General features: G+C 63.7%; 29 protein-coding genes and 1 pseudogene. 15 read left to right on the top strand and 15 right to left on the bottom strand.

Annotated features, from left to right (window positions below; all coding sequences use genetic code 11):
* Positions 1-7: 7 nt before the first annotated feature.
* Positions 8-772, top strand: a complete 765-nt coding sequence (locus EPO50_RS15145; RefSeq protein WP_296345400.1) for an alpha/beta fold hydrolase — start codon at positions 8-10, stop codon at positions 770-772.
* Positions 773-784: 12 nt separating this feature from the next.
* Entirely contained in the window at positions 785-1,849 is a 1,065-nt protein-coding gene (locus tag EPO50_RS15140) for a ketopantoate reductase family protein (protein ID WP_296345398.1), read from the top strand.
* Positions 1,850-1,855: 6 nt separating this feature from the next.
* Here the strand turns inward: EPO50_RS15140 and EPO50_RS15135 are convergent, their stop codons facing one another.
* The 4 genes and pseudogenes from EPO50_RS15135 to EPO50_RS15120 all read right to left on the bottom strand — a co-directional run bounded on the left by EPO50_RS15135 (position 1,856) and on the right by EPO50_RS15120 (position 4,163).
* Positions 1,856-2,215: an enoyl-CoA hydratase-related protein gene (locus tag EPO50_RS15135; protein ID WP_296345396.1), complete on the bottom strand. Its 360-nt coding sequence runs from the start codon at positions 2,213-2,215 to the stop codon at positions 1,856-1,858.
* 59 nt (positions 2,216-2,274) lie between these two features.
* Positions 2,275-2,649, bottom strand: a pseudogene (locus tag EPO50_RS15130) (enoyl-CoA hydratase-related protein); the annotation flags it as partial.
* A 3-nt stretch (positions 2,650-2,652) separates the two neighbouring features.
* Positions 2,653-3,456 carry a glutathione S-transferase family protein gene (locus EPO50_RS15125; protein WP_296345395.1) on the bottom strand — a complete coding sequence of 268 codons (804 nt, stop codon included), beginning with the start codon at positions 3,454-3,456 and terminating at the stop codon, positions 2,653-2,655.
* Between the two features lie 5 nt (positions 3,457-3,461).
* A complete protein-coding gene (locus tag EPO50_RS15120; RefSeq protein ID WP_296345393.1) occupies positions 3,462-4,163 on the bottom strand; it encodes an SDR family NAD(P)-dependent oxidoreductase in 702 nt (233 codons plus the stop codon).
* 148 nt (positions 4,164-4,311) lie between these two features.
* Between EPO50_RS15120 and EPO50_RS15115 the strand changes: the two genes are divergently transcribed.
* From EPO50_RS15115 to EPO50_RS15100, 4 genes are read left to right on the top strand one after another with little or no spacing between them, the layout of a single operon-like run.
* Positions 4,312-5,055 carry an SDR family oxidoreductase gene (locus tag EPO50_RS15115; RefSeq protein ID WP_296345391.1) on the top strand — a complete coding sequence of 248 codons (744 nt, stop codon included), beginning with the start codon at positions 4,312-4,314 and terminating at the stop codon, positions 5,053-5,055.
* 3 nt (positions 5,056-5,058) lie between these two features.
* The gene (locus EPO50_RS15110) at positions 5,059-5,664 is read left to right on the top strand and encodes a 2-hydroxychromene-2-carboxylate isomerase (RefSeq protein ID WP_296345389.1); all 606 of its coding nucleotides are present in this window, start codon (positions 5,059-5,061) and stop codon (positions 5,662-5,664) included.
* A gap of 29 nt (positions 5,665-5,693) precedes the next feature.
* Positions 5,694-6,215: a helix-turn-helix domain-containing protein gene (locus EPO50_RS15105; protein WP_296345387.1), complete on the top strand. Its 522-nt coding sequence runs from the start codon at positions 5,694-5,696 to the stop codon at positions 6,213-6,215.
* Positions 6,212-7,192 carry a nitronate monooxygenase family protein gene (locus EPO50_RS15100; RefSeq protein WP_296345385.1) on the top strand — a complete coding sequence of 327 codons (981 nt, stop codon included), beginning with the start codon at positions 6,212-6,214 and terminating at the stop codon, positions 7,190-7,192. The genes EPO50_RS15105 and EPO50_RS15100 overlap by 4 nt, the downstream gene beginning before the upstream one ends.
* Before the next feature lie 2 nt (positions 7,193-7,194).
* On the opposite strand, the gene EPO50_RS15095 is transcribed toward EPO50_RS15100, so the two are convergent.
* Complete coding sequence (locus EPO50_RS15095; protein WP_296345383.1) at positions 7,195-7,641, bottom strand: Lrp/AsnC family transcriptional regulator; 447 nt, start codon at positions 7,639-7,641, stop codon at positions 7,195-7,197.
* 139 nt (positions 7,642-7,780) lie between these two features.
* On the opposite strand from EPO50_RS15095, the gene argG reads away from it, so the two are divergent.
* From argG to EPO50_RS15055, 8 genes are all read left to right on the top strand, one after another.
* Positions 7,781-9,040: an argininosuccinate synthase gene (gene argG, locus EPO50_RS15090; protein WP_296345381.1), complete on the top strand. Its 1,260-nt coding sequence runs from the start codon at positions 7,781-7,783 to the stop codon at positions 9,038-9,040.
* A 208-nt stretch (positions 9,041-9,248) separates the two neighbouring features.
* On the top strand, positions 9,249-10,835 hold the full coding sequence (locus tag EPO50_RS15085) for a TIGR04028 family ABC transporter substrate-binding protein (RefSeq protein WP_296345380.1): 1,587 nt from the start codon (positions 9,249-9,251) through the stop codon (positions 10,833-10,835).
* The gene (locus EPO50_RS15080) at positions 10,835-11,779 is read left to right on the top strand and encodes an ABC transporter permease (protein ID WP_296345379.1); all 945 of its coding nucleotides are present in this window, start codon (positions 10,835-10,837) and stop codon (positions 11,777-11,779) included. The genes EPO50_RS15085 and EPO50_RS15080 overlap by 1 nt, the downstream gene beginning before the upstream one ends.
* Positions 11,776-12,645 (top strand): ABC transporter permease, encoded by an 870-nt coding sequence (locus EPO50_RS15075; RefSeq protein WP_296345378.1) that lies wholly within the window; start codon positions 11,776-11,778, stop codon positions 12,643-12,645. The genes EPO50_RS15080 and EPO50_RS15075 overlap by 4 nt, the downstream gene beginning before the upstream one ends.
* Positions 12,642-14,300, top strand: coding sequence for an ABC transporter ATP-binding protein (locus EPO50_RS15070; RefSeq protein WP_296345377.1), 1,659 nt, complete (start codon positions 12,642-12,644; stop codon positions 14,298-14,300). Before EPO50_RS15075 ends, EPO50_RS15070 begins: the two co-directional genes overlap by 4 nt.
* The gene (locus EPO50_RS15065) at positions 14,297-15,331 is read left to right on the top strand and encodes a putative FMN-dependent luciferase-like monooxygenase (protein WP_296345375.1); all 1,035 of its coding nucleotides are present in this window, start codon (positions 14,297-14,299) and stop codon (positions 15,329-15,331) included. The genes EPO50_RS15070 and EPO50_RS15065 overlap by 4 nt, the downstream gene beginning before the upstream one ends.
* Positions 15,328-15,903: a CMD domain protein gene (locus EPO50_RS15060; RefSeq protein WP_296345373.1), complete on the top strand. Its 576-nt coding sequence runs from the start codon at positions 15,328-15,330 to the stop codon at positions 15,901-15,903. Before EPO50_RS15065 ends, EPO50_RS15060 begins: the two co-directional genes overlap by 4 nt.
* Complete coding sequence (locus EPO50_RS15055; RefSeq protein WP_296345372.1) at positions 15,900-16,517, top strand: alkylhydroperoxidase domain protein; 618 nt, start codon at positions 15,900-15,902, stop codon at positions 16,515-16,517. Before EPO50_RS15060 ends, EPO50_RS15055 begins: the two co-directional genes overlap by 4 nt.
* Positions 16,518-16,536: 19 nt before the next feature.
* Here the strand turns inward: EPO50_RS15055 and EPO50_RS15050 are convergent, their stop codons facing one another.
* Together EPO50_RS15050 and EPO50_RS15045 are read right to left on the bottom strand one after the other, a co-directional pair.
* Positions 16,537-17,526 carry a tripartite tricarboxylate transporter substrate binding protein gene (locus tag EPO50_RS15050; protein WP_296345371.1) on the bottom strand — a complete coding sequence of 330 codons (990 nt, stop codon included), beginning with the start codon at positions 17,524-17,526 and terminating at the stop codon, positions 16,537-16,539.
* A gap of 96 nt (positions 17,527-17,622) precedes the next feature.
* Positions 17,623-18,006, bottom strand: coding sequence for a hypothetical protein (locus EPO50_RS15045; RefSeq protein WP_296345369.1), 384 nt, complete (start codon positions 18,004-18,006; stop codon positions 17,623-17,625).
* Between the two features lie 189 nt (positions 18,007-18,195).
* Here EPO50_RS15045 and EPO50_RS15040 point away from each other — a divergent pair, with 189 nt between their 5' ends.
* Complete coding sequence (locus EPO50_RS15040; protein ID WP_296345368.1) at positions 18,196-18,588, top strand: RidA family protein; 393 nt, start codon at positions 18,196-18,198, stop codon at positions 18,586-18,588.
* A gap of 70 nt (positions 18,589-18,658) precedes the next feature.
* Here the strand turns inward: EPO50_RS15040 and EPO50_RS15035 are convergent, their stop codons facing one another.
* From EPO50_RS15035 to EPO50_RS15000, 8 genes are all read right to left on the bottom strand, one after another.
* Positions 18,659-19,084, bottom strand: a complete 426-nt coding sequence (locus EPO50_RS15035; protein WP_296345366.1) for a hypothetical protein — start codon at positions 19,082-19,084, stop codon at positions 18,659-18,661.
* 21 nt (positions 19,085-19,105) lie between these two features.
* Positions 19,106-20,722, bottom strand: a complete 1,617-nt coding sequence (locus EPO50_RS15030) for a GMC family oxidoreductase (RefSeq protein WP_296345364.1) — start codon at positions 20,720-20,722, stop codon at positions 19,106-19,108.
* 43 nt (positions 20,723-20,765) lie between these two features.
* Positions 20,766-21,740: an ABC transporter ATP-binding protein gene (locus EPO50_RS15025; protein WP_296345362.1), complete on the bottom strand. Its 975-nt coding sequence runs from the start codon at positions 21,738-21,740 to the stop codon at positions 20,766-20,768.
* Positions 21,733-22,722, bottom strand: coding sequence for an ABC transporter ATP-binding protein (locus EPO50_RS15020; RefSeq protein ID WP_296345360.1), 990 nt, complete (start codon positions 22,720-22,722; stop codon positions 21,733-21,735). Before EPO50_RS15020 ends, EPO50_RS15025 begins: the two co-directional genes overlap by 8 nt.
* On the bottom strand, positions 22,719-23,612 hold the full coding sequence (locus tag EPO50_RS15015; protein WP_296345358.1) for an ABC transporter permease: 894 nt from the start codon (positions 23,610-23,612) through the stop codon (positions 22,719-22,721). The genes EPO50_RS15020 and EPO50_RS15015 overlap by 4 nt, the downstream gene beginning before the upstream one ends.
* Before the next feature lie 10 nt (positions 23,613-23,622).
* Complete coding sequence (locus EPO50_RS15010; RefSeq protein WP_296345356.1) at positions 23,623-24,570, bottom strand: ABC transporter permease; 948 nt, start codon at positions 24,568-24,570, stop codon at positions 23,623-23,625.
* A gap of 29 nt (positions 24,571-24,599) precedes the next feature.
* The gene (locus tag EPO50_RS15005) at positions 24,600-26,201 is read right to left on the bottom strand and encodes an ABC transporter substrate-binding protein (RefSeq protein ID WP_296345355.1); all 1,602 of its coding nucleotides are present in this window, start codon (positions 26,199-26,201) and stop codon (positions 24,600-24,602) included.
* An 88-nt stretch (positions 26,202-26,289) separates the two neighbouring features.
* Positions 26,290-26,682, bottom strand: a complete 393-nt coding sequence (locus EPO50_RS15000) for a VOC family protein (RefSeq protein ID WP_296345353.1) — start codon at positions 26,680-26,682, stop codon at positions 26,290-26,292.
* Between the last annotated feature and the right edge of the window lie 51 nt (positions 26,683-26,733).

Raw genomic sequence — 26,733 nt, 5'->3', positions numbered from 1 at the left:
GATCGCCATGGCCAAGCTCGATCGCGACGGCGTGAAGATCCACTACGAGGTTCACGGCAAAGGACCGACGATCCTGCTGAGCCACGGCTACAGTTCGACGTCGCGGATGTGGGACGGCCAGGTCGCCGCCCTGAAGGATCGTTATCAGGTCGTGGTCTGGGACATGCGCGGCCATGGCGACAGCGACTATCCCAAGGATCCGAGCCGCTATTCCGAAGCCCTCACCGTCGGCGACATGGCCGCGCTGTTGGACACGGTCGGCGCGAAGAGGGCGATCATCGCGGGCCTGTCGCTCGGCGGCTACATGTCGCTCGCCTTCAATGCCACGCATCCCGAGCGCGTTGGCGCGCTGATGCTGTTCGACACCGGTCCCGGCTTCAAGAAAGACGAGGCCCGCGCCAAATGGAACGAGACGGCGCACCAGCGTGCCGCCCGTTTCGACGCTGAGGGACTTGCCGCGCTCAACAGCAGCGACGAGGTCAAGATCGTCCGCCACCGCGATGCGTCGGGTCTCGCTGGAGCCGCGCGCCGCATGCTGGCCCAGCAGAACGATCGCGTGATCCAGTCGCTCGACAAGGTCGCAGCACCGACCCTGGTTCTGGTCGGCGCCAACGACACCAACTTCCTCGCCGCCACCGACTACATGGCGGCCAAGATCAAGGGATCGACCAAGGCGGTCATCCCCGACGCGGGCCACGCAGCTAACCTGCACCAGCCTGCCCTCTTCAATCAGGCAGTCGAGGCGTTCCTCGCCAAACTGCCCCAGACCTAAAGGAGAAGAACAATGAGCAAGCGGATCGCGGTCGTTGGCACCGGCGCCCTGGGTGGCTATGTCGGCGGCTATCTCGCCAAGGCCGGCCTCGACGTCACCCTGATCGACTTCTGGCCGGAGAACATCGAAATCATTCGCAGCCGCGGGCTCGAGCTCGATGGCGTGACGCCGGAAGAGAAGTTCACGGTCAAGAACGCCAAGACCATGCACCTCACCGAGATGCAGGACCTGTCACGCCAGAAGCCGATCGACATCGCCTTCGTCGCGATGAAGTCCTACGACACCGAATGGGCGACGGCGCTGATCAAGCAGTATCTCTCGCCCGACGGCTATATCGTGTCGCTGCAGAACTGCCTGAACGAGGAGCGCATCGCGGGCGTCGTCGGCTGGGGCAAGACCGTGGGCATGGTGGCCTCGCTGATCTCCGTCGACATGTACGAGGCGGGCCGCATCCGCCGCACTGTCGCTAAGGGCGGCGACAAGCACACCGTGTTCCGTGTCGGCGAAGTCCATGGCCGCATCACCAAACGCGTCGAGGAGTTGCGCGAGATGGTGGCCATGATCGACAGCGCCAAGACCACCACCAACCTGTGGGGCGAGCGCTGGGCCAAGCTCTGCCAGAACGGCATGAAGAACGGCGTCTCGGCCGCCACCGGCATGACCGGCACGGACTGCGACCGCAACGATGCGGTGCGCCGCTTCTCGATCCAGCTCGGCGGCGAAGCCGTGCGGGTTGGCCAGGCGCTGGGCTATCACATCGAGAAGATCGGCAAGCTCGAACCCGAGATGCTGGCGAAAGCGTCGGAGAACGACAAGGCCGCCCTCGACCAGGTCGAGGCGATCCTGCGGCCCGGCTCCAACACCAATCCCAACCCGCGCGCCGACATCCAACGCCCCTCGATGGCGCAGGACATTTTGAAGGGCCGCCGCACCGAGATCGAGTTCATGAACGGCTATGTCGCCGAGCGCGGCACATACATCGGCGTGCCGGCGCCCACCCACACCAAGCTCACCGAGATCGTGAAGAAGGTCGAGCGCAAGGAGCTGAAGCCCGCCGCCGCTCTGCTGGGCGGCTGACGGAAATCATCTGCCGGTGAAGACCGCGGCGCGGCGATCGACGAAGGACTTGATGCCTTCGGCGGCGTCGGCCGAGCCCATCACGCGCTCCCGGATATGCGGGATCGCGTCGATGGCGGCCTTCTCGCCGGCTTCGATGAACTTGCGCCCCGCCTCCTTGGTGACCTGGATGCCGAGCGGCGCATTGCGCGCGATGATCCGCGCCAACTCCATCGCCCGTTCGACCTGACGACCGGTCGGCACGACCTCCTGCACCAGGCCGATGCGATGCGCTTCGGTCGACGAGAATTCGTCGCACAGCAGCAGGTGGTACATCGCGTCACCCCAGCCGGCACGCGTGATGAAACGGAAGTGGGCGCCGCCCAACGGGCAATGCCGCGCTTGGCCTCCATCTGGCAGAAGCGGCAATCGTCGGCGGCAACGACGATATCGCCTGCCAGCATGAGCTCGATACCGACCGTGAAAACGATGCCCTGCACGGCCGTGACGATTGGCTTGCGGCACTGGTTCGCCAATCCAAAGGGATCAGTGTTGCCCTCCGGCCGCGGTTTGCGCGTCGCCGTCGGCCCGAAGAACTTGGGCATGTCGAGACCGGCCGTGAAATCCTTGCCCTCGGCGCAGAGCACGCCGACCCAGAGGCCGTCGTCCTTGTCGAGGAGGGTGAGCGCGTCGGACAGCTCCGCCATCATCTCCGGGCTGAAGGCGTTCTTCTTGGCCGGATTGTCGATCACGATCTTGAGGATATGGTCGTGACGCTCGTGGAAGACCCGGCCCTGGCTTGGGTTCGCGCTGGTTGACATTCGTTACTTCTCCCTCCCCGTGAGCTTGCTGAGATAGGGCCCGACATCCGGGGCGAAAGCCGGATGGAGGGCAAGCCGGTCGAAATGGGCCGCGGCGCGCGGGAACTGCGACGGCCAGTCTTTCGATAGAACGGGAGCCAAACCACGCTCGATCAGGCTCGTGTGCCGCAGGCGTTCGTTCGAGAAGAGGCAGATCTCGGCGACGAAGCAGATGTCGGCCAGGCTGAGCGTATCGCCCACCAGGAAAGCGCGAGCAGGCTTCAAGGCCTGGTCGATTCCGGCCAGGTAGATCGCAAACGCCTCGGCGGCGCGGGCATGGACGTGCGCCGGGAAATCGGGTTCGCGCAACGCCAGAAGATAGATCTGGCTGTCGCGCGCGAAGACCAGACTGGCGTCGAGGAAGCTGTCGATGCGCGACGCCTCGTAGGCATCCCCACCATAGAGCTGACACTGTGCGGCCCCCAGCCGCGCGACCGTCCGCATGATGCTGTTCGACTCGAAGATGCCGACCGTGCCGTCTCCGCTGAAGGCGGCCGGCACCGTGCCGAACGGGTGCGCGTCGAGGAACGCCGGCGTCTTGACCAGCAAACCGCCTTTGAAGCCGACCCGGCCTTCGGTCGCCGCAGGAGCACCGCCCGCGAGGTCGGCGTCCGACAGAGGTCGCGCCTCGAAGTCCCACAGCCAGTCCTTCAACTCGGCAGGCTTGGCGCCACGGATCTCTATCTCTACGCCACACATTCGGGCGGCGATCGTCGCCTTCCAGAGACGGGGATTGGGCAGGTAGGAAAAGATGCGCATGTCGGCCATGCGACTCACCACTTCTCGCCGAAGGGTCGGACCTCGACGTTGAACGACCAGGCGCTCTTGTCCTGGTGAATCACGTGCCAGATTTCATCGGCGATCGCCGCCGGCTTGATGAAGAAACTGTCCGGCACCTCGGCGTAGCGCTTGCGCGTCCATTCGAGATCGATCACCGCATCGATCACGATGTAAGCGACGTGCACGCCCTTGGGACCAAGGTCGCGCGCCATGGCTTCGGCCAAGATGCGTTGCGCTGCCTTGGTTGGCGCAAAGCCCGCGAAGCTCGCCCGGCCCCGCAGTGCCGAGGTGTTGCCCGTCGCGACAATGGCCCCCTCACCGCGCTCCACCATGGCAGGCGCTAAGCGCCGCACGAGGTGCAGGAACGCCATGACATTTACCTGAAAGTTCCTTTCCAGGATCTGCGGATCGATCTCCTGAAACGTACCGAAAGCCCCGCCGACGGCGTTGTGCACCACGACCGATGGCATCCCGAACTCGCTCTGCAGCGCGGCGACGGTACGATCGAGCTGCTGCTCATCGGTCACGTCGCAGGCATAGCCCTTGGTGTTCGCGATCTCACGCTCCAGCGACGCAAGGCGTTCGCCGCTGCGCGCCAGCATGGCGACGCGATGGCCGCCGGCAGCGAGGCGACGGACGATGGCACTCCCGGTGCCTGGACCGACACCCGTAACCAGAGCAAGAGGACGGCTCATCCCGGTGATCTCCTTCGGCTCTGATAGTCAGTTTGAAAACAACACTATTCAAATGCCAAAAACTCATGACACTGTAAAATCTATGTTCCTGACCAGAATTGACAGGTGTTGAAAAAGAACTGACATTTCTCGGCGCTCAGGAGGGAACATGACAGCACGCAACGCATCGGCAGCGATCATCGGTGCCGGCGACTTCATCGGCGCCGCGATCGCGCGCAAGTTCGCTGCCGAGGGGTTTTCGGTTCTTGCGGGACGGCGTAACGGCGACAAGCTCAGTCCCCTGCTCGCCGACATTGCCAAGGCCGGCGGCACCGCCAAGGGTCGGTCGCTGGACGCCCGCAATGAAGCCGACATCACCTCCTTCCTGCAGGAGGCGGAAGCCCAGGCGCCCCTCGAAGTCTGCATCTTCAATATCGGCGCCAACGTGAACTTTCCCCTGATCGACACGACGGAACGCGTCTTCCGCAAAGTCTGGGAGATGGCCTGCTACTCAGGTTTCCTGGCGGGCCGTGAAGCCGCCCGTCTGATGCTGCCGCGCGGCAAAGGCGCGATCTTCTTCACCGGCGCGACTGCGAGCCTGCGCGGCGGCGTGGGCTATGCCGCCTTCGCCGCGGCCAAAGCGGGCCTGCGCGCCGTCGCCCAATCCGCCGCCCGCGAACTCGGCCCCAAGAACATCCACGTCGCCCACCTGGTGATCGATTCCGGTGTCGATACCGCCTGGGTGCGCGATCGTATCAAGCAGCGCGAAGGCGATGAGGCGCTTGCCGCCCTGCCGCCCGACCGGCTGATGCGCCCCGAAGCCGTTGCGGAGGCTTACTGGTCGCTCTACCAGCAGCCGCGCGATGCCTGGAGTTCGGAACTCGAGATCCGTCCCTTCGGCGAGAAGTGGTGACCCATGCCCAAGGTAGAATTCCTCTTCGATTTCGGCAGCCCCAACGCCTATCTCAGCCACCTCGTCATTCCGGAGATCGAGAAGCGCACGGGTGCGAAGTTCGTCTATCTGCCGGTGCTGCTGGGCGGCGTCTTCAAGCTGACCAACAATCGCTCACCCGCCGAGACCAATGCCGGCATCAAGAACAAGCCGGAGTACCAGCGCCTCGAAACCGAGCGCTTCGTGCGCCAGCACGGCATCACGCGCTACAAGCACAATCCGTTCTTCCCCGTGAACACGCTCATGATCATGCGGGGCGCCGTGGCGGCGCAGCAGCTCGGCATCTTCGAACGCTATGTCGACGAGGTTTATCGGCACATGTGGGCCGAACCCAAGAAGCTCGACGACCTGGCTGTATTGCGCGCGGCCCTGCTCGAATCTGACCTGCCGGCGGATCGCCTGTTCGAGCTTGTACAGACGGCGCCGGTAAAGGAAGCTCTGATGGCCGAAACGCAGCGTGCCGTCGATCGAGGCACCTTCGGTTCGCCGACTTTCTTCGTCGACGACGACATCTATTTCGGCAAGGACAGGCTGCGCGACGTCGAAGAGGCGATCGTCGCCAAACGATAGAGTGAGGATGCCAGAGCGCCGAAACCGCCATGCAGTGGAATAACCTCGAAGACGAGGCCTGTTCGCTGGCACGGACCGTCTCGGTCATCGGCGATCGCTGGACCCTGTTGATCCTGCGCGACTGCTTCCTGCGCATCCGGCGCTTCGAGGATTTCCAGGCCCGACTCGGCGTGACGCGCCCCATCCTCGCCAGCCGTCTGCGCAAGCTGGTCGACGATTTCGTCCTGGCCAAAGTGCCTTATCAGGAGCGGCCCCTGCGCTACGAATACCGGCTGACGCAGAAGGGCCTCGACCTCTACCCCATCGTCATGTCGATCGTTCACTGGGGCGACGTCCATATGTCCGGCAAGAAGGGCCGGCCGCTGCTGCATCAGCATCTCAGTTGTGGCAAGGATTTCGACCCCGTTATGATCTGCTCGCAATGCGGCGAGCCGCTCGATCCTAAGCGGGTACATGCCCATCGCGGCCCCGGTGCGCGAAGCCCGCAGCATCTGCCGCCAGCGTCCGGCACCAAGAAACCAGTCACGCGTTCAAGGGAGAGAAACCGATGAAGACCAGGATCACCGAGCTGCTGGGAATCGAACATCCGATCATCCAGGGCGGCATGCACTATGTCGGTTTCGCCGAACTGGCGGCCGCCGTCTCCGAAGCGGGCGGGCTCGGCATCATCACCGGTCTCACGCAGCGCACGCCGGAAGCGCTGGCTAACGAAATCCGGCGGTGCCGCGAGATGACCAGCAAGCCGTTCGGCGTCAATCTCACCTTCCTGCCCTCCATCAACCCGCCCGACTATCCGGGTTACATCCGCGCCATCGTCGAGGGTGGCGTCAAGATCGTCGAAACGGCCGGCAACAATCCGCAGAAGTGGCTGCCGGCATTGAAGGAAGCCGGCATCAAGGTGGTCCACAAGTGCACGTCGGTGCGCCATTCGCTGAAGGCGGAATCGATCGGCTGCGACGCCGTCAGCGTCGACGGCTTCGAATGCGGTGGCCATCCCGGCGAGGACGACGTGCCGAACTTCATCCTCCTGCCGCGTGCCGCCGAGGAGCTCAAGATTCCCTTCGTGGCGTCTGGTGGCATGGCCGATGGCCGTTCGCTGGTCGCCGCCCTGTCACTGGGTGCCGACGGCATGAACATGGGCACGCGCTTCATGGCGACCAAGGAAGCGCCGATCCACGAGCATGTGAAGCAGGCGCTGGTGGCCGCGAGCGAGCTGGACACGCGGCTGGTCATGCGGCCTCTGCGCAATACCGAGCGCGTGTTGAAGAACGCCGCCGTCGACCGCCTCATCGAAAAGGAGAAGGAGCTGGGGTCGAAGATCAAGTTCGAGGATATCCTCCCCGAGGTCGCCGGTGTCTATCCGCGGATCATGCAGAAGGGCGAGATGGATGCGGGCGCCTGGTCCTGCGGCATGGTCGCAGGCCTGATCCGCGACATTCCGACGGTAAAGCAGCTGATCGACCGGACGATGGCGGAAGCCAACGCCATCATCGGCGAGCGGCTGGCGAAGTTCGCCCGCGCGGCCTAGCTCTAGCGGACCCTCGCCAGCATGATCTTGGACGAGGTCCGTTCGACTCCGGAAATGGCGACGATCTCCCCGATCGTCGCGTCGATGGCCGCCGTGTCGGCGCCATCGACGATGGCGAGAAAATCATCGTTCTCGCCGGCGGTTTTGTAGAGTTCGCGGATCCCCTTGATCCGCGACAGCGCCCGGCCCACGGCGGCGCTCGCTTTTAGGTTCACCTTCACAAAGACACAGGCCGTGATCTGGGGAGCGGTCGCTTCCGGCTTCACCTCGATCGTGAACCGAGAAATCACGCCGTTTCGCTTCAGGCGGTCGATCCGCTCCTGGATGGTCGCACGGGCAAGGTTCAGCTTTCGCGCCAAGGTCGTGACGGGTTCGCGGGCGTTCGCCGTCAGTAATCGAATGAGCTCCTGGTCGGTGCTGTCTAATCCGCCACGTTGCCTGCTGCCCACCGATTGATCTCCAAACCGACAATCTGACGGCAACCTAGCACAATGCCAGGATGAACTGCCGTCCGCCGGCACATTGCGATCTACAAACCGGCAGGCCACGCCGATAGCAAGGAGGAGACAGAACGAACCGGAGGCAGGGATGAACGTACACGACCTCAAGGGCAAACGGATTGCGTTCGCTGCTTCCGGTGGCCTCGACAGTTGCACCATCACGCATTGGCTGACCGCCCAGGGCGTCAAGGTCGTCTGCATGACGGCCGATCTCGGACAACCGGACGAAGCGAGCGTCGACGAGATCAAATCCCGTATGTTGGCAAGCGGTGCGGAAGACTTCGTCAGTCTTCCATTGCAGGAGACGATTGCAGAGCTGGGCCTCAAGGTCGTGCAGGCCCAGGCTTGCTACGAAGGTCGTTACTGGAACACGACAGGTGCCGGGCGACAGGCGATCGTCCAGGGCCTGGTCGGGGAAATGCACAAGCGCGACCTCTCGATCATGAGCCACGGTGCGACCGGACGAGGCAACGACCAAGTTCGCTTTCAGATCATTGCCACCATGCTCGACCCCGATATCCAGGTTTACGCCCCCTGGCGAGATGCAGCGTTCCTGCAACGCTTCAGCGGCCGACAGCAGATGATCGACTATTGCGAGCAGTACGGCATCCCGGTCAAGGCGACACGCGGCAAACCCTACTCGACCGATGCCAATTTGCTCGGACTTACCCACGAAGGCGGATTGCTCGAGGCGCTGCAGACACCGGCCGACCTCGTGATCCCCATCATGGGCCAATGGCCGGAGAATGCGCCGGATCGGGCCACGACCATTGAACTACGTTTCGAGAAAGGGCGGCCTGTCTCCCTCGACGGCAAAACGTTGCCACTCCCCCTGCTCTTTCAACGGCTCAATCTCGTGGCCGGTCGGCACGCGATCGGGATCGGCCTGCACATGGTCGAGAATCGGTTCGTCGGCGTGAAATCACGCGGCATCTACGAAGCACCCGCAATGGAGTTGCTCGCCACCGCCTATGCCTTTCTGACCCAGATCGTGCTCGATCGGCGAGCGACCGAACTCTTCGCTGGTCTGTCCGACTATCTGTCGCGTCAGCTCTATCAGGGATACTGGCAGGACCTCGGATCACGCATGGCGCGTGCCGCCATCGCCGAAACGGCCGCTCTGATGACAGGGACGATCAAGGTCTCGCTTTATCGCGGCACCGTTCGCTTCGTCTCCGCTTCGGACGTCGCGCATTCACTGTTCAATGCGGACGGCTCGATGGAGGCAGAAGGATCGTTCGATCACAGCGACGCCGAAGGACTGTTGAGAGTTCTGACGTTGAGCGCGCGAACACTTGCCCGTGCCGGGCAGACGCGCGGCGTGGGTGATTCTTCTGAGTTTGCCTAGAAAGAGAGCAGGATTTCCTTCGGCCAGTTCGTGAATTTGGTAATCTGCTCTGTGTCTTTGCCGCATTAGTTTGACCATATCTCTGGCCCGCACGGGCGAGCTTCGGTCCAAATACTGCATGGCGACTCCTGTGCCGCAACGGCAGAAGGGGTGAGTCGTGTCCCAGTCAAAGTCTCGGCGCTTCGTTATCGGCGCAGTCGCGTCACTCGTGTCCATTCCATTGCTCGCCAGCAGCGCGACTGCGCAAACGCCGGTCAAAGGCGGCACGCTGATCTATCTGGAACAGCAGGCGCACACCAATCTCTACCCGCCGGCCGGCGGCTTCTATCCCAACGGTGGTGTGCTCAACCAGATCACCGACAAGCTCACCTACCAGAATCCGAAGACGCTCGAGATCGAGCCGTGGATTGCGGAGAGCTGGACGGTCAACGCCGACGCCACGGAATTCACCTTCAAGATCCGGCCGGGCGTCACCTTCTCCGACGGCACGCCGCTCGACGCCGCTGCGGTCGCCAAGAACTTCGACACCTACGGCCTCGGCAACAAGGAGCTCAAGCACCCGGTTTCGGAAGTGATCACCAACTACAAGGGCAGCCAAGTCGTCGACCCGCTGACGGTGAAGTTCTTCTTCTCCAAGCCGTCGGTCGGCTTCCTGCAGGGCACGTCGGTCATCGGCTCGGGCCTGGTCTCGCTCAAGACCCTGTCGCTGCCCTTCGAAGCGTTGGGCGACGCCACCAAGATCATCGGCTCCGGCCCGTTCGTCGTGGCCAGCGAGGTGCTGGGCCGCGAACTCACCATGACGGCGCGCAAGGACTACGCCTGGGGTCCGAAGACCCTCGAGCATCAGGGGCGCGCCCTGCTGGACGGCATCAAATACATCGTGACAGCGGAGGACAGTGTGCGCATCGGCGCGCTGCTGGCGGGCCAGGCGCAGGTCATCCGTCAGGTCCAAGCCTATGACGAGAAGCAGGTCCAGTCCAAGGGCTTCATCATCTATGCTGCGCCGACGCGCGGCATCAACAACAGCATTTCCTTCCGCCCCGACAATCTCCTGGTATCCGACGTGAAGGTGCGCCGGGCGCTGCTGCACGCCACCAACACCAAGGAAATCGTCAGCACGCTCTTCTCGGCCAACTACCCGCAGGCCAAGTCGATCATCGCCTCGACGGCGCAGGGCTATGTCGACAACTCGGCCAAGCTCGCCTACGACCCGGCGCTGGCCGCCAAGCTGCTCGACGAGGCCGGCTGGACAGTCGGCCCACGCGGCCTGCGTCAGAAGGACGGCAAGGAACTCGTCCTGACGGCGTACGAATCCCTGCCGCAGCCGCAGAACAAGGAGACCCTGCAGCTCGTGGCGCAGCAGTGGGCCAAAGTCGGCGTGAAGCTGAATGTGCTGGCAGGCGATGCTGGCAGCCGCGTTGCCGACAATCTCGACCCGGCCAAGACGCCGGTTTCGCCAGGGATGGTCGGCCGCGCCGATCCCGACGTGATCCGCAGCCAGTATTATCCCACGACACGCAACGTACTGCTGCAGAAGGGTGGCGTCAGCGCCAAGGTACAAAACTTCAGCGACGACAAGCTGAACACCCTGCTCGAGGACATTGCCGCCGCCACCGATCCGGTGAAGCGCCTGGCCCTGGTCGGCGAAGTCCAGGCCTATGTGATCGACCAGGGCTATGCGATCCCGATCTTCGAGGAGCCGCAGGCCTTCGCCGCCTCGCCACGCGTGAAGGGCTTCACCTTCGAGGCGGTCGGCCGGCCGAGCTTCTATTCGACCTGGATCGCGCAGAAGTAATGCCCAGCTATCTCCTCGGTCGCCTCGGGCAAGCGCTGGCGGTGCTGGCGCTTACCTTCACCGCAGCCTTCCTGCTGCTGCAGGTGCTGCCGGGCGATGCGATCATGATCAAGTTCATGGCGCCCGAGATGGGCCTCACGCCTGATCAGATCGCCGATATCCGCGCCGCCTATGGCGCCGACCTGCCGTTGTGGGAACGCTATCTCAGCACGGTCGGCCAGTTCATCACCGGCAATTTCGGCTATTCGATCCAGGCCGGCGTGCCGGTGAGCCAACTGCTCGCCACCAACCTGCCGTCGACCCTGCTGCTCGCGTCTCTGGGCTTCGTGGCGGCGCTGATCCTGACGATCATCCTCGCCGCCGCGTCGAATATGACCGGCATGGGCTGGTTGCGTGCGGGGCTGCAGTCACTGCCGTCACTGTTCATCTCGGTGCCGGTCTTCTGGCTCGGCATCATGCTGATCCAGCTCTTCTCCTTCCAGCTCGGCCTGGTATCGGTGATCAGCCCCGGCCCGGTCGAGAAACTGGTCCTGCCGGTGATGACACTCGCCATTCCGATCTCCGCGCCACTGGCGCAGATCCTGATGCGCAACATCGACCAGGTGCTGGCCCAACCGTTCGTCGCCGTAGCCCGCGCCAAGGGTGCTTCGCGCAACTGGGTGCTGTGGCGGCATGTGGCGCGCAACGCCATCCTGCCGACCCTGACCATTGCCGGCGTCCTGTTCGGTGAGCTGCTGACCGGCGCCGTCGTCACCGAGGCGGTGTTCGGCCTGAGCGGCCTGGGCGGCCTCACCTATCAGGCGGTCGGCAATCACGACACGGCCGTGCTGCAAGCCATCGTGGTGATCTCGGCGCTGGCCTTCGTCGTCATCAACCTGATCGTCGACCTCCTCTTCCCTATCCTCGACCCGCGTCTCGGCATCAAGGTCGGAGCCACGACATGAGCAGCGAGACGGCAAACGGCGCCAACGCGTCCCTTTCGGCTGACCTTCCCACCGGCTGGACCACGCGGCTGAAGCGCCTCTCCCCTACCTTGGTTCTCGCCTGGACCGTGGTGCTGATCGTCCTGCTGTGGGCCGCCTTCCCGTCGGCCTTCACCTCCTACAGCGGCACCGAGGGCGTGCCGGGCACGCAGCTCCAGGCCCCCAGCGAGGAACATGTGCTGGGCACTGACGGCCTCGGCCGCGACCTCTATGCCCGCATCGTCTATGGCGCGCGTCATTCGCTTTCCGGCGCCTTCGTCGCCGTCAGCGTCGGCCTGCTGCTTGGCACTTTGCTGGGCTTGATTGCTGGTGCGCGTGGCGGCTGGCTCGACGCCTTCATCATGCGGCTGGTCGACGCCATGCTGGCCGTGCCCTCGCTGCTGCTTTCCCTCAGCATCATCGTGTTGCTGGGCTTTGGCACCGTGAACGTAGCAATCGCCGTCGGTGCGGTTTCGGTGGCGCGTTTCGCCCGTCTTGCCCGGTCCGAAGTGTTGCGCGTGCGCCGCAGCGACTATGTCGAGGCAGCCTTCGGAAGCGGCGGCACCTTCTGGGCCGTGCTGTACCGGCATGTGCTGCCCAATTCGCTGACTTCGGTAATCGCGCTGGCAGCCCTGCAATTCGGCTCGGCGATCCTTGCCATCTCGACCCTCGGCTTCCTGGGCTACGGGGCACCACCGCCGACACCGGAATGGGGTCTGCTGATCGCCGAGGGCCGCAACTACCTCTCGCGCGCCTGGTGGCTCACCGCCGCCCCCGGCTTCGTCGTCGTCCTGGTCGTCCTCTCTGCCGACCGCATCTCCAAGGCCATCGGCCGGACCGAACCATGAGCACCGCCCCCCTTCTCGAGGTCGAAGACCTCGCCATCTCCTACCGCACCGGCAATCGCGACCAGAGGGTGGTCCATGGCGTCTCCTTCAAGGTGATGCCCGGCGAAGTCGTGGCGCTGGTGGGCGAGTCGGGCTCGGGCAAGACCACGACGGCGCAGGCCGTGCTGGGCCTGCTGGCCGGCAATGGCAAGGTCGAGGGCGGCGCCATTCGCCTGAACGGCACCGACATCGCGCACTGGTCGCAGAAGCGGCTCGACGGCATTCGCGGCGCCGTCGTCAGCCTGATCCCGCAGGACCCCGGCAGCTCGCTGAACCCGGTGCGGACCATCGGCTCGCAACTGGCCGAAGTGCTGCAGATCCACAAGCGCGGCGACCGCAAGACGATCCAGGCTCGCGTCATCGAACTACTGGAGAGGGTCGGCCTGACGCCTGCAGAGATGCGTGCACGGCAGTACCCACACGAGCTTTCGGGTGGCATGCGGCAGCGTGTGCTCATCGCCATCGCCGTGGCGCTCAATCCGGCATTGATCGTGGCCGACGAGCCGACCAGCGCTCTCGACGTCACGGTGCAGCGCCGCATCCTCGACCTGATCGACGAGCTGCGCCGCGAGAACGGCACGGCCGTCCTGCTGGTGACGCACGACCTTGGCGTAGCTGCCGATCGCGCCGACCGGCTGGTGGTGCTGCAAGGCGGCCGTATCCAGGAACAGGGCGCGGTGAAGGACGTGCTGGCAGCACCCAGCAGTACCTATACGCGACGTCTGCTCTCCGATGCGCCCTCGCTCGGCAAGCCGCGGCCGGTGCGCATCCTGGTCGATAATCAGGATTTCGCCATCGATGTCGAGGGACTGACGCACGACTTCCCGCTGACAGGCGGCGCGGCCAAGACCTTTCGTGCCTTGGACGGCATTTCCTTCAAGGTCCGGCGTGGCAGCACCCATGCCATCGTGGGGGAGTCGGGCTCGGGCAAGACCACCGCGGTGCGCAGCGTCGTCGGCTTCCTGAAGCCCACCGCCGGTCGCATCCTGGTCGACGGCGTCGATCTCACGACGTTGAAAGGCGAGGCGCTGCGTCGCTTCCGCAAGCACATCCAGCTCGTCTACCAGAACCCCTATGGTTCACTCGATCCGCGCCAGACCATCGCGCGAATCGTCGAAGAGCCTTTGCTGAACTTCGAGCCCATCCCCGCCGCCGATCGCGCGCGCAAGGTGCGCGACATGCTGAACCGTGTCGGCCTTTCGGAGAGCTTCCTCGAACGCCATCCCCGCGCCCTGTCGGGTGGCCAGCGCCAACGGGTGGCCATTGCCCGCGCCCTGGTCCTCGATCCGCGCGTGCTGGTGCTCGACGAGGCCGTCTCGGCGCTCGACGTGACGGTGCAGGCCCAGATCCTCTCCCTGCTCGACGAACTGCAGAAAACGCTCGGCCTCACCTATCTCTTCGTTTCGCACGATCTCGCCGTGGTGCGGCAGATATCCGATACGGTCTCGGTGATGCACAAGGGACGACAGGTCGATGGCGGCCCCATCGAGGCGGTGTTCGGCCGACCCGACAGCGCCTACACGCGCGAGCTGATCGACGCCATTCCTGGTCGCAGTATGCCTGATGTCGCTGCACTTGCTTCCCCGCCCGGTCTTCACGCAAGGTTGAGCCCATGACGATGTTTCCGATCAAGCGCCTCGGCTTCTTCACGCGTCTGCTCGACCAGACGACCGCCTCGGAGCGATACCGGCTCGCCACAGAGCAGATTGTGCATGCCGAGAAGAACGGCTTCGATTCGGCCTGGATCGCGCAGCATCATTTCCACGAAGGCGAAGGCGGCTTGCCGGCACCTTTCGTCTTCCTGGCACATGCAGCCGCCCACACGTCGCGCATTCGGCTCGGTACGGGCATCGTCACCCTGCCGCTGGAATTGCCGATCCGCGTTGCCGAGGATGCCGTCGTCACCGACCTGGTGAGCGGTGGCCGCCTCGAAGTGGGCGTCGGGCCCGGCGGCAACCTGACGGCTTTCACCGCTTTCGGCCTCGACAGCAACGATCGCCACAAGCTCTTCGACAGCCACCTCGACACGCTCAAAACGGCCTGGTCGGGCCGCGAGCTGGAGGGAGGCGACAAGCTCTACCCATCGAGCGCGAGCCTGGTCGACCGCATCTGGCAGGCGACCTTTACCGTATCGGGCGCGCGCCGCGCCGGCGCCGCTGGCGACGGGTTGATGCTGTCGCGCACTCAGCCGCGTCCGCCGGAAGCGCCGCAGGCGTCGCTGGCCGATATCCAGAACCCCATGCTCGACGCCTATCTCGAAGCGCTGCCCAAGGGACGTGAGCCGCGTATCCTGGCCTCGCGAACCGTATTCGTGGCCGATAGCCATGACGAGGCAATGCGGCTTGCCGAAGTCGGGCTGTCGCGCATGCGCCACCGGCTGGCGGCCACCGGCAATCTCTCTTCGGGCAATCTGGTGGGCGACCTGATCGCCGCCATGGACGTGCACATCGGCACGCCCGATGAGGTGATCGCCTCTCTGCAGGCCGATTCCACCCTGCAGCGCGCCACCGATCTCACCATGCAGGTTCACTCGATTGATCCGCCGCATCCCTATATCCTGCGCTCGATCGAACTTTTTGCCGGCAAGGTTGCGCCGGCTCTGGGCTGGACGCCCCACAAGGAAGCGGGAGCACGACAAGTCGCATGACCGATGTGATCGATACGCTGGTGGGCATCGCGCCCGGCTCCAAGCTGGATGCAATCCGCGCCCAGCGCTCCGAGGCGCGCAAGCACGCCCAGGCAAGCTATACGTCCCTGTTCGAGCCGAAGGATCTGGGCACAGTCACGGCCGACGAACGCCACGCCATCGCGGCATTCGTGGCAGGGCTGCACGGCGAGCCGAAGACGAGCGCCTTCTACGCAGCCAAGCTACCGGCGGGCCTCGGCGCCGCCGTTGCTGCTGAAGTCGCTGCGGCAAAGAGCAAAGGCCCCTACGGCCACTTCCCCAAGGGGCCGCTCTCGGCAGAAGACGCACCGGGGCCGACCTGGGAGGTGAGCGACGCCGGCCGCAAGATACTGGGGCCACGCCTTACCGCTGCCTTCGAGCACACCCACATGCTGGTTTTCCATCCGCGCGACGCGGCGGCGCCGTCGCTGCAATCGCTGTTGGATGCCGGCTGGTCGACCACCGACATCGTGACGATCTCCCAGCTCGTCTCCTTCCTCTCCTATCAGATCCGGGTCGTTGCCGGCCTGAGCACGCTTGCGAGCACGCTATGAGCGAGACCAAGACTTCCGAAAAGACGCTGACGCCGCCGCCGCACACCGAGCCGGTGGTCTTCACCCGCGACATGCTCGACTGGCTGCCGTGGCTGGAGCCGATGGCGGAAGCCGACATGACCGAGCGGCACCTGACCAGCCTGGTCGATGCGGCGCGTGTGAAGTCGCCCTATTTCAGGCTGCTGGCGCGCGATCCCGACGTGCTGGAAGCGCGCACCCGTACCGACAAGGACATCTTCTACAATCCGGAAGCCGGCCTGCCACGCGCCGAGCGCGAACTCGCCGCCGCGGCGACGTCGCGGCTGAACGGCTGTATCTACTGCGCTTCGGTCCATGCGCGTTTCGCGGCGACCTATTCCAAGCGCGTCGACGACGTGCAACGCCTGCTCGACGAAGGTGTCGGCGCCAAGCTCGACGAGCGCTGGGAAGCGATCGTGGCCGCCTCGGTGGCGCTCACCACCATCCCGATGACCTTCGGCAAGGAGCATGTCGAGCGCCTGCGTAAGGTTGGCCTCGACGATGCCGCCATCGCCGACCTGATTGGCGCCGCCTCGTTCTTCAACTGGGCTAACCGGCTGATGCTGTCGCTGGGCGTGCCGGCAACGCAGGGATAGCTCGGCGCGAGAGGCGAGGTTACGACGGCAGTAACTTCAGCCGCCGCAGGAGTTCCCGCTCGTCTTCGAGCGTGCGGGCCATCTCGTCGCGATAGGCGGGGCCGTCGAGCAGGATCAGAGGCTGATCCATATTGTCGAGGAACTGTAGGTGTTGCGGCTCCTCTGCAGCAGTACGGAAGGCATCGGCCAGCACCTTCACCACGGCAGGATCCATGCCGCGCGGGCCGATCAGGCCGCCGGGGCTGTCGACGACCACGTCGAAGCCGAGTTCGCGCACCGTCGGCGCATCGGGAAAGCGCTTCGCCCGCTTCGCGGTGAAGACCGCCAGGAGCCGGAGCTTGCCCGCGATGACCATGGGCGCCCAGCCCGAGGATTCCGAGGCAAAGTCGATTTCGCCGCCCAGGAGGGCGCGCATCGTGTCGGCGGTGCCCCGATAGGGCGCATGTGTCCAGGACAAGCCCTGCATCATGCCGAGCCGCTCCATGGCGAGATGCTGGGTCGAACCGATGCCCAGGGTGCCCCAGTTCAGCTTGCCAGGATTGGCTTTGGCATAGGCCAGCAGTTCCGGCAGCGTCTGCCAGGGGGCATCGGCACGCACCACGACGCCCATGACGAAGCCGGTGATTTGCAAGATGTAGGTGAGATCCTCGATCGGATCGTAGCGAAGCTGCGTATTGAGAAGGGGCTGGCGCAGCACGCTCATGTGCATCTGGGAGATAGTATAGCCGTCGGGCTTTGCATCCTGCAGCGCCAACGCACCCAGCACGCCCGAGGCGCCGCCCTTGTTCTCGACGACAACCGGTTGGCCGAGCTTCTTGGCCGCCGACTCCGCCAGGATACGGAAGCCGCCATCGGCCGGCCCGCCGGCTGCCCAGGGGATGATCAGCTTGATGGGCCGGTCGGGAAAGCGCCCCTGAGCCTGGACAGATAGCGGCGAAACGCCAGCTGCAACGATGGACGCACCAGCCAGTGCCGCGCGCCGTGTGATCAATTGCTTGTCGCGAATCATGGTCTTCGAGCTCCCACCCCGTTGGCTCGACTCTGGCCCTTCCACCCCGGTTCTTGCAAGTTGGACCGAATGGCTTCCGTGAGCTCACCCTGAGGGTCAGAGTGGCTTTCGAGTCGGCTTCGTCGCGAGCCAGGCACGCGCGTCCGCCTCCGTGCTGAACAGCTTCGCAGGCCGCTTGGACGGCGAGATATTGACGAACCGCTTGAACGCCATCTGCGCGTCCTCACTTTCGCCCACGACTGCCAGCGGCCCGTTGTCGAAATTGGACGTATAGGCGCTCAGTCTAGCGCCCAGCATCATGACGTCGTGGTCGTCGTAGACAGGTTCGAGAAGAGTGGCATCGAACAGCTTGGAATAGGACAACGCATTGGCCACTACGATGGCGTCGAAATGCTCTTCCATCTGCTTGAGGGTGACCGGTCCTTCCGCAACGACGTGCACGAGTTTCTCGGAATGAAGGATTTCCCAGCGCAACGGCATTGTTTGATCCTCGCGAAGGCTTCCTGGACGTGAACGTTGATGCAGTGTTTCACCGGATCGAAATCTACGCCAGCCCTCCGGCAAGCAATCGCCTGCGTTTCACTATCCCGCCTCTCGCGCGTTGCAGCGCGATACTGCTTCCTCCACTCTTGACCACCAACCCCTCAGGTTGTGCGGAGTCACTTCATCATGCCCAAACGTGTCGTTTCATCTCCCCGTGTCTTCAAGGGTAAGCTTCCCTTCGCTCAGGCTACAATCGCCGGCGGCTTCATGTTCGTCTGCTGCACCGGTCGGGACCTCGAGGGACGTTTCGCGACCGGCGACGTCAGGCGCCAGACCCAGCAGTGCATCGACAATATCGCGGCCCTGCTTCGGGAAGCTGGAGCCGATCTGCGCGACGTCGTGAAGTGCACTGTCTACGTCACCGATCGCGCCAACTGGGAGCCGATGAACGAAGTCTACTTCAAGAACTTCGCAGACGACGCGCCGCATCGCGTCTCCTGCATCGTCAGCGGCCTCGGTTCGCCGGATTGTCTCGTAGAGATCGACGCCACCGCCTACTTGGGCGAAGCCGGTTCCTAGTCGCCCAAATCCTTAACTGGCCACCCTCACGACATCTTCGGAGTCGCGAGGCTGGTGCCTATGGCGCGCCTCAGTACGGCAGGCCGTAGTAGCCCGGGTTGCCCCACTCACCCCAGTCCCAGTCACTGTCGACCTGGGCATCCATCGCGGACGGGCTGTAGGGATCGTCCTGGTAGTTGGCCTTCATGGCCTGGGCAATCATCTGGCGGGACGCTTCCTTGATGTAGGCGTTGTAGGCGTCCTGCGTGCCCATGTAGAGGCAGCCGCACATGGTCGGGTCGGCATATAGCCAGACCGTCTTGCCCTGGTAGGTTTTGCGCGTGAGCTTGTGCGGCGGCAGCTTCTTGAACGAAGCCGCCTGGCCCGGCGTCTTGAGGGAAACGACCTTGAAGCCCGAATCCGCCAGCATGTCCTGCTTGGATTCCGGCTTCGACGAGCAGGCCGCAGCGGTGGCGCCAACCGCCAGGATGGCAAGGATTGTCCTGATCGGCTTCATCTCGTTCCCCTCTGTCCCCTGTCAGGCAGCGACCTTGAGCCCCGCCTTGGCGTCCTCTTTGATCATGTCTGCCCCCTTCTCGGCAATCATGATCGTGGGAGCGTTGGTGTTGCCCGATGTCACGGTCGGCATGATCGAGGCGTCGATCACGCGCAGGCCGGCCAGCCCGTGCACCCGCAGCCGATCGTCCACCACGGCCATCGGGTCGGAACCCATCTTGCAGGTGCCGACCACGTGATAGGTCGTCTGGCCGGTGCGGCGGGCGAAATCGAGCCACTCGTCGTAGCTCTGGACCTTGTCGCCGGGATTGTTCTCGTAGGCGATGTACTTGGCGATCGCCGGGTGCTGCACGATCTTGCGGGCGATCTGCATGCCGGCAACCGTGCAATCGCGGTCGGTTTGGCTGGAGAGAAAGTTCGGCCGGATGGCGGGTGGTGCGCCGGGCGTCGCCGACTTGATATGGATCGAGCCACGCGATTCGGGCCGGCACTGGCCGATCACCACCGTCATGCCGGGCTCGCTCTCGAGCAGGCGGGTGGCGGCGGTATCGTAGCTGGCGTGCGCCATGTGGAACTGCATATCCGGGCCTTCGAGGCCCGGCCGCGTCCGCACGAACCCGTACACGACGCCAGCCGTCCAGGTGAGGATGCCGCGGCGGGTCGTGTAGTACTTCACGACCTCCTTCACGAGGCTGAGGCCGCGCGACTGTTCGTTCAGGGTGAACTTGTTCTTGACCCGCCAGTTCATGCGCGGCGCGAAGTGGTCGCCGTAGTTCTCGCCGACGCCCTTCAGCTCGTGGCGGACTTCGATACCGTGGCTCTTCAGCAGCTCAGGCTGACCGATACCCGAAAGCTCGAGGAGTTGTGGCGACTGAACCGCGCCACAGGAGACGATGACCTCGCGGTGGGCACGCGCCTGCTTTTCGCGACCGTGGACCGTATAGGCGACGCCGACGCACCGCTTGCCTTCGATCAACAGACGGCTCGCCAGCGCATCGGTCTCGATGTCGAGGTTGGGCCGATGACGGATCGGGTCGATGAAAGCGCGCGCCGTCGACCAGCGCTTCCCGCCTTTCATCGTGGTCTGGTAGTAGCCGAAGCCTTCCTGCTTGCCGTTGTTGTAGTCGGGGTTGCGTGGATAGCCCATGCCTTCGGCGGCATCGACGAAGGCATCGCAAAGCTCGTGACGCTCGATCATGTCGGCGACGTTCAGCGGCCCGTTCTTGCCGCGGCTTTCGTCGCCCTTGCCCTCGTAGTGCTCCGACTTCTTGAAGTAGGGCAGCACCTGATCGTAGGACCAGCCGCGATTGCCCTGTTGCGCCCAGGTATCGTAGTCGAGCGGCTGGCCGCGCACGTAGAGCATGCCGTTGATTGAGCTCGAGCCGCCCAGGGTACGGCCGCGCGGACAGGGAATGGCACGGCCTGCCACATTGTCCTCCGGCTCCATCTCGAAGGCCCAGTTGAACTTGGTGCCGCGCATGAGCTGGGAGAAGCCGACCGGCAGGTCGATCCAGATCGACTTGTCGCGTGGGCCGGCCTCGAGCAGCAGCACCTTGACGTTGGGGTCCTCGCTCAGCCGCGCCGCCAGTACACACCCTGCCGAGCCACCGCCTACGACGATATAATCCCAATCAGCCATGATACTCCTGCCTCCCGCCTTGGTTGTTTTGGCGGGAGACAGTCTAGCGCAGATGACAGGAAACGTGATGCCCCGGAGCGATTTCGCGCAGCGGTGGCGATTCCACTTTGCAGCGCGCCTCGGCATAGGGACAGCGGGTGTGGAAATGGCAGCCCGAGGGCGGCTTCACCGGGCTCGGCACGTCACCTTGCAGCACCCGCTTCTGGCGCTTGATGGCCGGGTCTGGCACCGGCACGGCCGACAGAAGCGCCTCGGTATAAGGGTGCTGGGCGCGCGTAAAGATCGAGCGCGTATCGGCGTATTCGACGATGCGGCCGAGATACATGACCGCAATCTGGTGGCTGATATGCTCCACCACCGCGAGGTTGTGCGAGATGAAGAGATAGGAAAGCTGGCGTTCCCGCTGCAGATCCATCAGCAGGTTGATGACCTGCGCCTGGATCGACACGTCGAGCGCCGACACCGGCTCGTCACCCACGATCAGCTTCGGCCCCAGCGCCAGGGCACGAGCGATGCCAATGCGCTGGCGCTGGCCACCCGAGAACTGGTGCGGGTAGTTGCTCATCTGTGCAGGCCGGAGCCCTACGCGCGCAAATAGCGCCGCAACCTGCTCGCGCCGGTCTTTGGCGCTCGCGACTTCGTGGACCAGCAACGGCTCAGCCACGATGTCACCCGCCGTCATGCGCGGATTGAGCGAAGAGAACGGGTCCTGGAAGATGATCTGCATCTGCCGGCGATAGGGCCGCAGTTCCGCCTTCGAGAGACCTGTGATCTCGGTGCCATCGACCTGGATGGATCCCGATGTCGGCTCGGTGAGCCGCAACACGGCACGGCCGGCTGTCGTCTTGCCGCAACCTGATTCGCCGACCAGACCCAGAGTCTCGCCGGATTTGACGGCGAAACTGACACCGTCGACGGCATAGACATGCCCGACGGTGCGGCGCAGCAATCCCTTCTTCACCGGGAAGTGCTTCTTGAGGTCCTTGACCTCGATGACGGGGGCGTTGGCGTTAACCATTGGTGTGCCAGCAGGCGGCCCAATGGCCGGACTGCTTCTCCTCATAAGCGGGCCGCTCGCGGCGGCAAAGATCGTCGGCACGCTGACAGCGCGGCGCGAAGGCGCAGCCCGTTGGCAGGTCGAACAATGGCGGCACGATGCCGGGAATTTCCTGGAGCCGCTCCTGGCTGCGATCGGTCTGCCCGCGCATCAGGTCGAGGCGCGGGATCGAGGCCAGCAGACCCACGGTGTAAGGATGCAGCGGCTTGCTGAACAGTTCGCCCACCGTCGCCTCTTCGACCTTGCGGCCGGCATACATGACGATGACCCGACGCGCCGTCTCGGCGACGACACCGAGATCGTGGGTGATCAGGATCACCGCGGCGCTGAACTCGCGTTGCAGGTCGACGATCAGTTCAAGGATCTGCGCCTGAATGGTGACGTCGAGGGCCGTGGTCGGCTCGTCGGCGATCAGCACCTTAGGATTGCAGGCGAGCGCCATGGCGATCATGGCACGCTGGCGCATGCCGCCCGAGAGCTGGTGCGGATATTCCTTGGCCCGTTGCGCCGGTTCGGGAATGCGCACCAGATCGAGCATCTCGACGGCGCGCTTGAGGGCTGCCCTGCGGTCCATGTTCCGATGCAGGATCAGTGCTTCGGAAATCTGCTTGCCGATAGTCATCACCGGATTGAGCGACGTCATCGGCTCCTGGAAGATCATCGAGATCTCGTTGCCGCGCACGCTGCGCATCTCGTCTTCGCTGATCTTCAGGAGATCGCGACCGCCGAGCTTGATCGAGCCGGAAACGATGCGCCCCGGTGGACTCGGGATCAGGCGCATCAGCGACAGCGCCGTCATGCTCTTGCCGCAGCCGGACTCACCGACGATCGCCAGGGTCTCGCCGGAGGCGACCTGGAAGTCGACGCCGTCGACCGCCTTGACGATACCCTGCCGCGTATAGAACCAAGTGCCGAGGTCTGAGACCTCCAGAAGAGAACTCATGTACGCTGTCTCGGATCGAGGATGTCACGCAACGCATCGCCCAGCAGGTTCGTGCCGAACACGGTGAGGCTGATGGCGACGCCCGGGAAGATCACCAGCCACGGCGCGGTGCGGACATACTCCGCCGCCGACTCCGACAGCATGCGGCCCCACGACGGATAGGGCTCGGGAATGCCGAGCCCCAGGAAGGAAAGCGAGGCCTCGGTCAGGATGGCCGAGCCGAGCTGCGCGGTCGCCAGCACGATCAGCGGGGCCAGCGTGTTGGGCAGCACATGGCGCACGGCGATGCGCACCTCGCCCATGCCGACGGCACGCGCCGCCTCGACGAAAGGCTGCTCACGCAACGACAACGTACTCGAACGCACCACGCGCGCCACGCTCGGCACCAGCGGGATGGCAATGGCAATGATGGTGTTCTCAAGCGACGGCCCCAGCGACGCCGCCATGACCAGCGCCATGACCAGCAGCGGCAGGGACTGCATGATGTCCATCACGCGCTGCGTGGCGAGGTCGAACCAACCGCCGAGATAACCGGACATCAGACCGATCGCGACACCCAGCACGCCGCCCAGCAGAGTGGCCCCGGCGCCGACCGCCAGAGAGATGCGCGCGCCGTAGACGATGCGGCTGAACATGTCGCGGCCCATGAAGTCCGCGCCCAGCCAATAGACGCTGCCCGGCTTGGCCAGCGAGGCTTTGGCATTGGTCGTCGTCGGGTCCATCGGCGCGATGAAATTTGCGAAGACGGCCGTGAAGATAAACAGCAGGACGATCAATGCCCCGACGGCGCCGAGCGGATAGCGGCGCGCCAGGAACAGGATCTGGCCCCTGGTCGACGAGACGTTTGCGCCCGCGCGGGCGAGTTCGGCTTCGTGGTTGATGATGGCCATCTATGCCCCCTCAATCCGCAAACTTGATGCGGGGATCGAGGGCCATGTAGGCCATGTCGACCAGGAAATTCACCACCACCACGATGAAGGCGATCAACATCACCAGATTCTGCACGATCGGATAGTCGCGCCACAGGATCGCCTCGACGAGGAAGCGGGCGACGCCCGGAATATTGAACACTGTCTCGGTGACGATCAGACCGCCGACCAGGAAGGCCGCCTCGATGCCGATGATGGTGACGACGGGCAGGAGCGCGTTGCGCAATGCATGTTCGTAGTTCACCGAAGTCTGAGAGGCGCCCTTGGATCGCGCGGTGCGGATATAATCCTGGCGCAACACTTCGAGCATCGAGGAGCGCGTCAATCGCATGATCAACGCCGAGCTACGGAAACCCACCGCCGCGGCAGGAATGCTGAGCAGAAGCACCTCGTCGATGAAACTTCGCGGTTCGTTGGTGTAGATCGGGATCATCCCAAACCACTGGACCGAGGCCATCAGGATCAGCAACCCCAGCCAGAATGATGGCAACGACAGACCGCTGAGACTCAAGATACGCAGGAAATAGTCGAGGCCAGTATTCTGGCGTACCGCGCTGATGACGCCGAGCGGTACGCCCAGGATCACGGAGAAGAACAACGCCAAACCCGCCAGTTTGGCGCTGATCGGGATACGAGGCCCGATCTCCTCGATCGCCGGTCGCTCGGAGACATAGGCGAAACCGAGGTCGCCGCGCGACAGACCACTGATCCAATGCAGATACTGATCGAAGATCGGCTGATCGAGGCCGAGCTCCGCGGCAATCTTGGCCTTCTCCTTCGGATCGGCAATGCCCGCCGAATCCACGAGGATGTCGGCGACATTACCCGGCACGAGACGCAGCATCACGAAGATGAGTATCGACATTCCGAAGAGTGTCAGCATCATCAGCAGAAAGCGGCGAGTGAGATAGGCTCCCATCTTTGTTCCCTAGCGGCGGCTGGTCATGGTCAGCGGTCGAGCCATACGTCCTCGAACCGCCAGCCGTTGTAAATACTGTTGTGTTGCAGAACGAGACCCTTCATCTGCGGTGTCCAGCAGGTGTTGGCGACGTTGTGGACGATCACTGGCCGCGCGCCATCCTCGGCGAGCTTCTTCTCGATCTCCCACACGATCTTCTTGCGCTTCTCGCGATCCATCTCCGCCGACTGCTGGTCGATCAGCTTGTCGATTTCGGGATTCTTGTAGGACGTGTAGTTGCGGTCGGAGGTCGAATAGAAGTTCTCGTAGAAGTTCGTATCCGGATCGTCGACACCAAGGCCCGTCAAGTTCATGCCGAGCTGGTAATCCTTGCGCTGGATCTTGGTGTACCAGACTGTCGTGTCGATCGGATCAAGCTCGGCCTCGATATACACATTCTTGAGCTGGTCGATCAGAATGACAGCGGGATCGCGGTAGATCGCGATATTGCGCGTCGACACCTTGACCTTGAGCGGCTTGTCCTTGGAGTAACCCAGCCCTTCCATGATCTTGCGGGCTTCCGCGCGGCTCTTCTCGACGTCGGTGGCGAAGCCAGGCAGCGTCTGCAGCATCTCCTTGGGCATACCCCAGACACCGGCGGGCGGCGGCAGCATGGCCGCACCACTCAGTGCGTGGCCCTGGAACAAAATGTCGTTGAACGGCTTCTGATCGATCGACATGGCGACCGCACGACGTACCTCGGGCTTGTCGAACGGCGGCGCTTCCGGATTGATCAGGATGTTCTGATTGACGTTGCTTGGCCTGCCTTCGCAAACCGCGTCGGGCTTCTGGCTCTTGATGTCCTTCAGCAGCGGGAAGGTGACATCGGAGTCGAACGTCATGTCGAATTCGCCAGCGGCGAAGCCCAGCATGCGCGTGCTGCGATTGGGCACGATCTTCCAGTCGATGGCATCGAGGTAGGGCCGCCCCTTCTTCCAGTAGTCGGGATTGCGCACCAGCTTGATCGACTCGTTGCGCTTGAAATCGACGACCTTGAAGGGACCAGTACCGATCGGCTTGGACCGCATGTCACGGCCCTGCGCGTGGCAGGCGTAGACGGGCGAGTAGCCCGCGGCCAACATCGACAGGAACGAAGGCTGCGGCCGATTGAGCGTGAAGGTAACCTCGGTGTCTGAACCGACCGTGACCTCCTTCAAATTGTTGTACCAGACCTTGCGCGGGTTCTTGCGGATCAGGTCCGACTTCTCGTCAGCCTTGCCGCTGAGCGCATCCCAGGTGCACTTGACGTCCTTGGCGGTGAACGGCTTACCGTCATGCCACTTCACGCCAGAACGCAGCTTGAAAGTGAGCTTGGTCTGATCGGGATTCCAGCTCCAGCTTTCGGCGAGGTCCGGCACGATCTTGTCCGGGCTGTTGATCTTCTCCTTGGGATCGAAGACCACGAGATTGTTGAACACCGCCATGAAAGGCTGGATGACCGAGACCGTCGCTTCCTCGTGGATTGAGGCACTTGGTGGATTGTCGCGATGAGAGACGCGAAGCGTTCCACCTTGCTTCTGTGCAAACGCAGGTGACGCAGCAACAACAAAAGCGGCTAAGCCGCTGGCAACGAATGCCAGACGAGTGCGCATGAAAGTCCTCCCAGACTCGACACGTGCGGGCGTGTTTGTTTTTCCCCGTTGGCCGAGAGGCTATCACATCATGTGCAGCGGCCAAGCCTTAATGCGCGCTCGGCTCGCTCGACGGACCTTTCAATTCGATCTGATTGCCTTCGGGATCATCGAAGTAGACGGAAGGTCCGTTGCCTTCCGCACCGTAGCGCTCGACGGTTTCGCCGACCGATACCCCGAACGGCGCCAGCCGAGTGACGATGGCGTCACGATCGAATGGCTCAACGCGGAAGCAGAGATGATCCATGTTCGGCGCACCGTTCGCACGCTCTGCGGCGATCAAATCCAATAGCGAGGCGCCGGCGCGCATCTGCACCAGCCCCAGTTTCTCCAACCGACGCTCTTCCTTGAATCCCAGGGTTTGTTCGTAGAAACGGACCATCGCGTCGAGGTTACGCACACGCAACACGACATGGTCGATTCGTTCGACATGGAAGCTCATGGTGACTAGCCTACCTTCCAAAGGGCCAATGCCCGCGCATCGCATCGGGAG

It is taken from the genome of Reyranella sp. (assembly GCF_004297405.1).
In the GTDB taxonomy this organism is placed as follows: Bacteria; Pseudomonadota; Alphaproteobacteria; order Reyranellales; family Reyranellaceae; genus Reyranella.
Note: the sequence above shows the minus strand (reverse complement) of the source record. Positions and strands in the feature narration are given on the sequence as shown.